General features: G+C 55.7%; 11 protein-coding genes and 1 pseudogene. 10 read left to right on the plus strand and 2 right to left on the minus strand.

The window, feature by feature from the left end:
• From V7680_RS10420 to rimK, 7 genes are all read left to right on the plus strand, one after another.
• A partial coding sequence (locus tag V7680_RS10420) for an uL15m family ribosomal protein (RefSeq protein WP_335653209.1) occupies positions 1-342 on the plus strand: 342 nt, incomplete at its 5' end.
• A 200-nt stretch (positions 343-542) separates the two neighbouring features.
• Positions 543-1,916 (plus strand): preprotein translocase subunit SecY, encoded by a 1,374-nt coding sequence (gene secY / locus V7680_RS10425; RefSeq protein ID WP_335653210.1) that lies wholly within the window; start codon positions 543-545, stop codon positions 1,914-1,916.
• A gap of 55 nt (positions 1,917-1,971) precedes the next feature.
• On the plus strand, positions 1,972-2,619 hold the full coding sequence (locus V7680_RS10430) for an adenylate kinase (RefSeq protein WP_335653211.1): 648 nt from the start codon (positions 1,972-1,974) through the stop codon (positions 2,617-2,619).
• Positions 2,620-2,642: 23 nt separating this feature from the next.
• Entirely contained in the window at positions 2,643-3,287 is a 645-nt protein-coding gene (locus V7680_RS10435; protein ID WP_335653212.1) for an SRPBCC family protein, read from the plus strand.
• A 133-nt stretch (positions 3,288-3,420) separates the two neighbouring features.
• On the plus strand, positions 3,421-4,776 hold the full coding sequence (gdhA, locus tag V7680_RS10440; protein WP_335653213.1) for an NADP-specific glutamate dehydrogenase: 1,356 nt from the start codon (positions 3,421-3,423) through the stop codon (positions 4,774-4,776).
• Positions 4,777-4,825: 49 nt separating this feature from the next.
• Complete coding sequence (locus tag V7680_RS10445) at positions 4,826-5,305, plus strand: ATP-dependent zinc protease family protein (protein ID WP_335653214.1); 480 nt, start codon at positions 4,826-4,828, stop codon at positions 5,303-5,305.
• A gap of 3 nt (positions 5,306-5,308) precedes the next feature.
• Complete coding sequence (gene rimK / locus V7680_RS10450; protein WP_335653215.1) at positions 5,309-6,214, plus strand: 30S ribosomal protein S6--L-glutamate ligase; 906 nt, start codon at positions 5,309-5,311, stop codon at positions 6,212-6,214.
• Positions 6,215-6,292: 78 nt separating this feature from the next.
• Here rimK and V7680_RS10455 read toward each other — a convergent pair whose 3' ends face one another.
• Both V7680_RS10455 and V7680_RS10460 read right to left on the minus strand, forming a co-directional pair.
• On the minus strand, positions 6,293-7,357 hold the full coding sequence (locus V7680_RS10455) for a succinylglutamate desuccinylase/aspartoacylase family protein (protein ID WP_335653216.1): 1,065 nt from the start codon (positions 7,355-7,357) through the stop codon (positions 6,293-6,295).
• Positions 7,358-7,503: 146 nt separating this feature from the next.
• Positions 7,504-8,496, minus strand: a complete 993-nt coding sequence (locus tag V7680_RS10460) for a calcium/sodium antiporter (RefSeq protein WP_335653217.1) — start codon at positions 8,494-8,496, stop codon at positions 7,504-7,506.
• Positions 8,497-8,999: 503 nt separating this feature from the next.
• On the opposite strand from V7680_RS10460, the gene rpsM reads away from it, so the two are divergent.
• The 3 genes and pseudogenes from rpsM to V7680_RS10475 all read left to right on the plus strand — a co-directional run.
• Positions 9,000-9,368 carry a 30S ribosomal protein S13 gene (rpsM, locus tag V7680_RS10465; RefSeq protein ID WP_335653218.1) on the plus strand — a complete coding sequence of 123 codons (369 nt, stop codon included), beginning with the start codon at positions 9,000-9,002 and terminating at the stop codon, positions 9,366-9,368.
• 50 nt (positions 9,369-9,418) lie between these two features.
• On the plus strand, positions 9,419-9,808 hold the full coding sequence (gene rpsK, locus V7680_RS10470) for a 30S ribosomal protein S11 (RefSeq protein WP_067198370.1): 390 nt from the start codon (positions 9,419-9,421) through the stop codon (positions 9,806-9,808).
• A gap of 105 nt (positions 9,809-9,913) precedes the next feature.
• Positions 9,914-10,123 (plus strand): annotated as a pseudogene (locus V7680_RS10475) (DNA-directed RNA polymerase subunit alpha); the annotation flags it as partial.

Consider the following 10,123-nt stretch of genomic DNA (forward strand, 5'->3'; position numbering starts at 1 on the left):
GACTATGCGGAAGTGAACCTGGGCATGATCCAGAAGTTCATCGACAGCAAAAGTCTCGACGGCAAGGGCACGATCGATCACGCGACTTTGAAAGCTGCTGGTCTTGCTCGTGGCGGCAAAGACGGCGTACGTCTGCTTGCCAAGGGCGAATTGAAAGCCAAAATCACGATCACCGTTGCAGGCGCTTCGAAAGCTGCTGTTGCTGCGGTTGAAAAAGCCGGCGGCAAGGTCGAAATTCTTCCAGCGGGTGGCGAACGCCGTCCCAAGGGTGAGAAAAAGGCTGTTGCTTCCAAGCCAGCTCGCGAGAAAAAAGCCGCGAACCGCGCGAAAAACAAAGACTGATCTTCGAGAGGCGCTAGATTTAGCGCCTCTTTTTCTGGCCCCTTGTTTTTGATGGACTAACATCCGATATGGGGCGGGTTGCATACCTTTATATAAAGGTATTCATCTCCGGAGATTGCACCAATTCGCAATAGTTGGAGATGGGCCTCTGCTCAAGCAGAGGCGCGTGGCAAACTAATTTTGGGGCAGGGAAGTCAAGCATGGCATCAAGAGCCGATCAGGTCGCAGCTAATCTAAGTCTGTCGAAATTCGGGCAAGCCACCGAATTGCGCAAACGTATCTGGTTTACGCTTGGTGCGCTTGTCATTTTCCGTCTACTCAGCTTCGTACCGCTTCCGGGTGTCGATCCGGTCGTTCTGGCTGATCTTTACGATCAGACCCGTGGCGGCGTTCTTGATATTTTCAATACATTCTCGGGTGGTTCGCTAGAGCGGATGAGCCTGATAGCCTTGGGCGTGATGCCCTATATTACCGCATCGATTGTGGTTCAGCTGTCCGCCGCTCTGTCGCCGACGCTGGCCGCCATCAAGAAAGACGGCGAAGCAGGCCGCAAGAAACTCAATCAATATACCCGCTATGGTACGGTCGGCCTGACCGCCGTCCAGGGCTATTTTATCGCCGTGGGCCTCGAAAGCTTTGCATCCCAGTCGGGACTGCAGGCGGTGGTCGAGCCTGGCTATATGTTCCGGGTTGGCGCGGTCATCAGTCTGGTCGGCGGAACGCTATTCCTGATGTGGCTGGGTGAGCAGATCACCAGTCGCGGTATCGGTAATGGTATTTCCTTGATCATCATGGCCGGTATTGTCGCCCAGATGCCTACATTTGTTGGTAACCTGCTCGAAGGCAGCCGCACCGGATCTTACGGCCCGTTGCTGATTGTCGGTTTGATCGCGATGGTTGTCGGACTGGTATTGTTCATCTGCTTCATGGAGCGAGCCCAGCGAAGGGTGCTCATCCAATATCCGAAGCGCGCGACCCAGCATGGGGTGATGCAGGCCGATCGCAGCCATCTGCCGCTGAAGGTCAACACCGCTGGTGTGATCCCGCCAATTTTTGCTTCCTCATTGTTGCTGATGCCGCTGACGGTCAGTCAGTTTGCCGGAAACGCGACAGCAGGTGAATCGGCTTTTGGTGATTTCGTGATCATGCTCAACCAATATCTGGCGCATGGCCAGCCACTTTACATGGCGCTCTATGCAGCGGGAATTATCTTCTTCTGCTTCTTCTACACTGCGGTTGTGTTCAACCCAGAAGAGACGGCTGATAATCTCAAGAAAAACGGTGGCTTCATCCCAGGCATTCGCCCGGGCAAGAATACCGCTGATTATCTCGATTATGTGCTGACCCGGATTACTGTGGTCGGTGCAGCCTATCTGGCGCTGGTCTGCGTATTGCCGGAATATGTGATGGCGCAAACCAACCTTCCGATTTTCTTCCTTGGCGGAACAAGCCTGCTGATCATCGTCAATGTGACGGTCGATACGGTGACCCAGATCCAGAGCCATTTGCTGGCGCTGCAATATGGCGATCTGCTCAAGAAAGCGAAACTCAAGGGCGGTCGGCGTAGACGCTAAGGCCGGAAGGCGTTAGGTCCAGATCAGAATCATTACACGACAACAGGGGCAATTCATGGATATCATCTTGTTGGGACCACCGGGTGCCGGAAAAGGCACGCAGGCGAGCCGTCTTGAAGACGAGCATGGCATGGTGCAATTATCCACCGGAGACATGCTGCGGGCGGCGGTAAAAGCCGGTACCGAAGTCGGCCTGAAAGCCAAGGCATTGATGGACGCGGGCGAACTGGTTCCCGATGAAGTTGTGTCGGGTATTATCGGTGACAAGCTCGACGAGCTCGGTCCCGAAAAAAGCGTTATCTTTGACGGCTATCCCCGGACCGCTGCACAAGCTGCGTCGCTCGACGAGATATTGTCGGCGAGAAATCGTTCGCTGGCTCATGTCATCGAACTAGCGGTCGATGAAGACGCGTTGGTCGAACGCATTGTTGGCCGGTTCACCTGCGGCAATTGCGGTGAAGGCTATCACGACAGTTTCAAACAGCCCGCCAAGGAAGGCGTCTGCGACGTCTGTGGTTCGACGGATTTCAAACGACGCCCGGACGACAATGAAGAAACTGTCCGTACGCGTATGAAGGAGTATCGCGCCAAGACAGCGCCGATCCTGCCGATTTACGAAGCGCGCAAGATTGTCCGCAAGGTCAACGGCATGGGCAGCATGGCGGAAGTCAATGACGCGATCGAGGCAGTTCTTTCGCTCTGAACATTTTTACTGGAGATACGGTCATGGCGAAGCTGGCATTTCACGCATTTTTGGGAATGGCAGCGTTTTGCAGCGTGACTGCCGCGCAAGCGGAAGTGACCAACACCGCTGACAATGGCTTCACCGTGCAACATCAGACGGTAATCTCCGGTGACAGCGAAGCGGTCTGGAAGGCGATGATCTCGCCTTCGCGCTATTGGAACGGCGACCATAGCTGGACCGGCAATGCCGATAATTTCTATCTGATACCGCAGGCTGGCGGTTGCTTTTGCGAGCTAATCCGGACGACTTCGGCCGACAATATCAAATCCTCCGACGGTAGCGTTCAGCACATGCGGGTGATCTATGCCCATAACAACAAGATGCTTCGCCTTTCCGGCGCGCTCGGCCCCTTGCAGAGCGAAGCGGTGATCGGCACATTGACGATGCAGCTCCAGCCGCAGGGCGAAAGCACAGTGGCGCGGTTCACGTATAAAGTGGGCGGCTATATGGATTTCCCTATCGACGAGATTGCTCCGGCCGTGGATTCGGTGATCGGCGAGCAATTGTCTCGCCTGTCTGCCCTGTTCGCCGGCCCTGCTGATGCTGATGCCGGCGCGCTCGACAATTCCGCCGACCCGGTCGACGGCGAAGCGGACGACAGCCCTCCCAATGAAGACGAAAACTGATTTCTTCCTGATGTTCGGGGGGTTTACAACCCGGCCTAATAGTTGGATGGTAGTGTCATAGTTGCTGCAGGCTTGAGGAGGCCGTCAGTGATAATCGGGTCGTGCTGATATTCACTTTTTAGGGGGTTAGACTATGGCCGTATCCGATCATGTAGATTTTCCAACATTCATGGAAGGCGTCAAGAAACGCAATCCGGGCCAACCTGAATTTGTTCAGGCGGTGCAGGAAGTCGCGATGGATATTTTCGATTTCATCGAAGACAAGGAAGCATATCATACAGCTCAGATTTTGCGGCGCATCGCCGAACCCGACCGGGTCGTATCGTTCCGGGTCTGCTGGGAAGATGATAATCATAACGTCCGTGTCCAGCGCGGTTTCCGGATCCAGAATAACAACGCGATCGGCCCCTATAAGGGCGGCATCCGTTTCCATCCGAGCGTGACCGAAAGCGTGCTGAAATTCCTGGCGTTTGAACAGACTTTCAAAAACTCGCTGACCGGACTGCCGATGGGCGGAGGCAAGGGCGGCGCGAACTTCAACCCCAAGGGCAAGTCGGACGGAGAAGTCATGCGTTTCTGCCAGTCCTTCATGACCGAACTTTATCGTCACATCGGTCCGGACACGGATGTTCCTGCCGGTGATATCGGCGTGGGCGGCCGCGAGATCGGCTATATGTTCGGCCAGTACAAGCGCATCACCAACCGCTGGGAAGGCGTGCTGACCGGCAAGGGCATAGAATATGGCGGATCGCAGATGCGTCCCGAAGCAACCGGCTATGGCGCGGTCTATTTCATGGAAAATATGCTCAAGCATCGCAACGACGCGATCGCCGGCAAGACCGCGGTTATTTCCGGTTCGGGCAATGTTGCTACCCACGCAGCGGAGCAGATTACCAAGCAGGGCGGCAAGGTCCTCACGCTCTCCGACAGCGGCGGCTTTATCCACGATCCTGACGGCATCGATCAGGAAAAGATCGACTGGGTCAAGCATCACAAGACGCATACCAGAGGCCGGATCAGCGAATATGCCGACCATTTCACCGGCGCATCCTATCACGAGGGCGCACGCCCCTGGAGCGTACCATGCGATCTGGCATTGCCATGCGCGACCCAGAATGAACTGAACGAAACGGAAGCCAAGGAACTGGTCGCCAATGGCGTAATGGCCGTATCCGAAGGTGCGAACATGCCGACCACGCTGGAAGGCGTCCATGTCTTCCACGATGCCAAGATCATGTACGGTCCGGGCAAAGCGGCCAACGCCGGCGGCGTCGCCGTGTCTGGTCTCGAGATGAGCCAGAACGCGGAGCGGATCAGCTGGAACCACGCGCGGCTCGGCGAGATGCTCACCGAATTGATGGAAGGCATCCACGGCAAATGCGTCGAATATGGCGATCAGGGCGATGGCTATGTCGACTATGTGAAGGGCGCCAATATAGCGGGCTTCAAAAAAGTCGCTGACGCCATGCTTGCTTATGGTGTCGTCTAGACCATAATTATCTTGCGCAAAAAAGCGCCATCGGCCAAATCATCGGCCGATGGCGCAAGCACAAAACCCTAAAGTGAAACGGCTTCCCAAGAAGCTCAAAGAGCCGTGCGAAATCGGTTGGTGCGAGCTGATTGACATCCCCGGTCTGGGGGTCAGGAATCTTCACGCCAAGGTTGATACCGGAGCAGCGACCTCTTCGCTCCACGCCACCCGGATCAAACCATTTGAAAAAGATGGCCAGCAATTTGTGAAATTTACCATCCCGATGGGATCGGGCATAGCCGACTATCATTGCGAAGCGCGGGTCTACGGACAGCGCCGGATCAAGAGTAGTAATGGTGTCATGCAAACCCGTTATGTGGTAGAGACAGTCATGAAGCTCGGACCACTGGAGTGGCTCGGGCATATGACACTTGCCAATCGGCAGTCGATGATATTTCCGGTCCTTATAGGTCGCCGAGCGCTGAAACGGGGTTTCCTCGTCAACAGCGCCAAGCGATGGATGCTGGGCCGGCATGAAGAAAGATAATATATGAAAATCGCTATGCTCGCACGGAATCCCAGACTCTACTCGCATAAACGCCTGGTCGAAGCCGCCGAAGCGCGCGGCCATGAAATGAGAATTCTCAACACGTTGCGCTGCACGATGAACATCACGTCTCATCGCCCTAGCATATTGTACAACGGTGAAACGCTGACCGGTTTTGATGCGGTAATTCCGCGTATCGGCGCGTCGATCACCCATTATGGTCTCGCGGTGCTACGCCAGTTCGAAATGATGGGCGTGTGGCCGCTGAATGAAAGCGTCGCCGTTGGCCGTTCACGCGACAAGCTGCGTTCGATGCAGATTTTTGCCAAACACGGTCTCGGCTTGCCAGTGACGGCTTTTGCCCATGATCCGAAGCAGACCGACGAAGTTCTCAAAATTGTTGGCGGCGCGCCGGCGGTTATCAAGCTGCTCGAAGGAACGCAGGGCATTGGTGTGGTGCTGGGTGAAACCAACAACAGCGCCAAATCGGTGATCGAGGCGTTTCGCGGCCTCAACGTCAACATATTGGTGCAGGAATTCATCAAGGAAGCGGGCTCGAGCGACATCCGGATTTTCGTTGTCGGCGGCAAGGTCGTCGCGGCGATGATGCGGACCGGCGCCGAAGGTGACTTCCGGTCCAACCTGCACCGTGGTGGCTCGGCCAAAATGGTCAAGATCACGCCGGAAGAACGCTCGACCGCTATCCGCGCGGCAAAGGTCATGGGCCTGAACGTGGCAGGCGTTGACATATTGCGCGCCAATCACGGTCCTGTGATCATGGAAGTAAACAGCTCTCCGGGTCTCGAAGGTATTGAAGCGGCGACCGGCAAGGATGTCGCCGGTCAGATCATCGAATTTATCGAGGCAAAGGCAAAAGCCGGAAACACCAAGACCAAGGGCAAGGGCTAGTCTGTTCGCCGGAATTGCATCAGCCTGCTGGAGTCTTGCCGGACTCCGGCAGGCTTTTTCTATTGAGCCAGCGTCAGCCTAAATAACCTCGTCCTCGTCGAGCAGCTGGTTGCTGGTGATCGCGCCCTCGATCTGCTCCAGTCGCTCCCCGACGGTATCAAATATTCTTACTTCGGCAATGTGCAGCAAGGCGTCGCCCTGGTTGACCACAGGCAGGTTGCTGTGGCCGATAACAATGCCGTCGACCGGGGAGAGAATCGCTTCTTCGCCATCACCGAATATGTCGCTGATGCAGGCGACCATATCTCCCTTGTGGACCTTGCTTCCGGATGGCGAGATCATGCGGCAGATCCCGCCTCTGGTCGAGCGCAGCCACACTGTGCGGGTGGCCTGGGCCGGAGGAACGCCGCGCTTGCCGAGCCGCTTGGTGTCGATCATCTCGAGCTTTTTCAGCACCCGTAAGATGCCGTTGACACCGGTGAGTACGGAAAATTCGTCAAAGCGCAGCGCTTCTCCTGCTTCCATCAACAACATGTCGACGCCGGCTTCCCGTGCCAGCGCGCGCAATGAGCCGGGGCGCAGCTCCGCTTCGATGACAACTGGCGGCCCGAATTCGAGCGCCAGTTCCTTGAGTTCGGGATTGCCGGCCGCGATCCGGATCTGCGGAAGATTATAGCGATGCTGGGCGGCGCTGTGGATATCGATGCCCAAAGAGCAATGATCAATGATTTCGGTCGAGAAGATATTGGCCAGTTGCGATGCCAGCGAGCCTTTTTCGGTTCCCGGGAAAGACCGGTTGAGATCGCGCCGGTCGGGCAGGTAGCGGCTATGGGTGATGAACCCGAACATATTGACCACCGGCACGAATATCACCGTACCGGACATGCGTGACGGGTGGAGCTTCTTCATCACACGGCGGATGATCTCTGTGCCGATGATTTCGTCGCCGTGGATAGCCGCGCTGACAAAAATCGTCGGCCCGGTGCGCTTGCCGTGAAACACGCGCACTTCCAAATTGGCCTGCATGCCGGCGGATAGGTCGCTGATCGGGATCGCAATGTCGCCGGTCTTGCCAGGCGCAATGGTTACGCCACCGATCTCGAAAAGATCATATTTGTTACGGATCGTCAAAGCTGTCCCCAATCTGTTCCGCCCTATTCCGAGCGTCCCGCCAAATTTGCAAGATAAAATGGCTTGAGGGTATGCGGCGTGCTTTTCGAACTTATGTTGAACCGGATCAAATCATTCGCCGCGTCGCCGGTAATATATATCCGCCGCTATTGTTCTTCCTAAAGGGCCGCAGCCACCAATATGCCGAGATAGGCACAATAGCCCGCGACCAGGAGTAGGCCGGTTACCCGCCCGAACTTCCGGAAGAAAAAACAAACCAGCAGCAACAGAATGGCAGAGGCGACCATCACCGGCAGATCGCGACTGATCAGCTCGCTCGGTATCGCGCCGGGCGCCAGCAACATTGTCGCGCCACCAATGCCCAATATATTGTAGATGTTGGATCCAATGACATTGCCGAAGGCGACTTCCGCCTGTTTGCGCCATGCAGCGATGATCGTGGTCACGAGTTCTGGCAGCGACGTACCAACTGCGACAATGGTCAGGCCGATGAGCGTCTCGGACAAGCCGAATATTCTGGCTATATCGACGGCAGCGCCGACGAGAAGATGTCCGCCGCCGATCAGGATCAATAGCCCGAGCAAGGTGAGGGCGACCGGTTTGCCCCAGCCGTTGCGCTTCCCGTGGAGTGCCGGATCGGTCAGTTCCAGCGCAATCGCCTTGTCAATCGGGGCGACATGGTCGGTTCCGGCTTGTCGCTCGATACGTTTCTCCTGCCGGTAGCAATAGACAATATAGGTCGCGAGGCCGGCAAGCATCGCCAGGCCCAGAAGAAAGGTTCCGCTGCCGCTGATTGCCAGCAGCAATAGCAGGACCGATGCGGAGACGGCTATCAGGGGATCACGTAATATCTTGCCCTGACCGAGAATGATCGGGGTGATCGCGGCGGCCATACCCAGTATCAGCAGGCTGTTGGCGATGTTGGAGCCAATAATATTGCCCCAGGCAATGCCCGGGGCATCGCGCATTGCGGCCTCGACGCTGGTGACCAACTCCGGCATCGACGTGCCGAAGCCGACGATTACCAGGCCGACGATCAGGGGCGTTACCCGCGCCCGCTCCGCCAGTTGCACAGCGCCGCGTACCAGCAGTTCCCCGCCACCCACCAGTGCCACCAATCCGGCAACAGCCGCGAAAATCATCATCAACATTTTTGAAATGGTCTTTCCAAGAAGCGCGCAGCTTGCGGGACACCGATCCGGCTGTCGCGAGGAGCGTCTAGCGTTCAGCGAACATATAGATCAAACTGAACTATCAATGCCATTTCAATAGATAATTTCAATCACGAGCGAGTTAAGCATCATGCCGGATGGAGATGCGGAATTGCATTATGTCTCTTGCGAAGCTATTTGGGTGACGACGAGGGCGGTCCGGCCTGCATCGCTTGCTTCGTAACGACTATCGCGATAATTGCCGACCAACTTGTTATAGAACGAAAATGTGGAACACCATTTTCTTAAGATTTGATGATCGTTTCATTCCTGCGCTTGACAGCGCGCGCGACTCCTCCTACCTCACAGCTATTCGAAATCCAACACAACCGGCAGCGCCCTTCGTGCGTCCGCTGGTTTTGTGCGTTTCGGGTGTGTTTTTAACGACTTGGCGATGAGATAAGGTCCGGCGAATCGGTCCTTGTGGAGCATGGAGAAAAATATTGGCACGTATTGCTGGGGTAAATATCCCCACTAACAAGCGCGTAATCATTGCGCTTACCTACATTCACGGTATCGGACGCACCGCTGCGGCTGAAATTGTTGAGAAATTGAAGATTGATCCGGCCCGTCGGGTTCAGGACCTTACCGATCAGGAAGTTTTGCACATTCGTGAAACGATTGACGCCGATCACACGGTTGAAGGCGATTTGCGACGCGAAGTTGCAATGAACATCAAGCGTTTGATGGATCTGGCCTGCTATCGCGGCCTGCGTCACCGTAAAGGCCTGCCAGTTCGCGGACAGCGTACGCATACCAATGCGCGCACCCGTAAAGGCAAGCCCAAAGCGATTGCCGGCAAAAAGAAATAAGACTTGTCTTCGGATGAGTATCTTCAAGATATTAGGTAGGAATTTATCACATGGCACGCGAACCGCAGCGCATAAAGAAGAGCGCGCGCAAAAATATTTCGGCAGGCGTAGCGCACGTCAATGCCACTTTTAACAACACGATGGTCACCATCACCGATGCTCAGGGCAATGCGATAAGCTGGTCCTCCGCAGGCATGATGGGCTTTAAGGGCTCTCGTAAATCAACACCATATGCAGCTCAGGTTGCAGCGGAAGATGCCGGCAAAAAAGCGGCCGACCACGGTGTGCGTACGCTTGAAGTAGAAGTGAAAGGCCCCGGCTCCGGTCGTGAGTCAGCCCTTCGTGCGCTTCAGGCAGTTGGTTTCACGATCACGTCGATCCGTGACGTTACACCGATCCCGCATAACGGCGTTCGTCCATCCAAAAGACGCCGGGTCTAAATACCGCCTGAGCTTTCGAGGCAGGCAGGCTGGCCGGTCTCACATTTTTACATTCAGAGCGGAAACGTCGTCCAAACCCGCTCTTTGAACCATTAGGGGAAGTCCATGACTGTCAATATGAAGAACTGGCAAGAACTGAAGAAGCCCAACGTCCTCGATATCAAGCCCGGCGGAGATCCGAAGCGCAAAGCAACTTTCGTTGCCGAACCTCTGGAACGCGGTTTTGGCCTGACCATGGGCAACGCGCTTCGCCGCGTGCTTTTGTCTTCGCTTCAGGGCGCAGCGGTTACATCGATCAAGATCGAAAACGCTTTG

This window comes from Parasphingorhabdus sp. (assembly GCF_036963705.1).
In the GTDB taxonomy this organism is placed as follows: Bacteria; Pseudomonadota; Alphaproteobacteria; order Sphingomonadales; family Sphingomonadaceae; genus Parasphingorhabdus.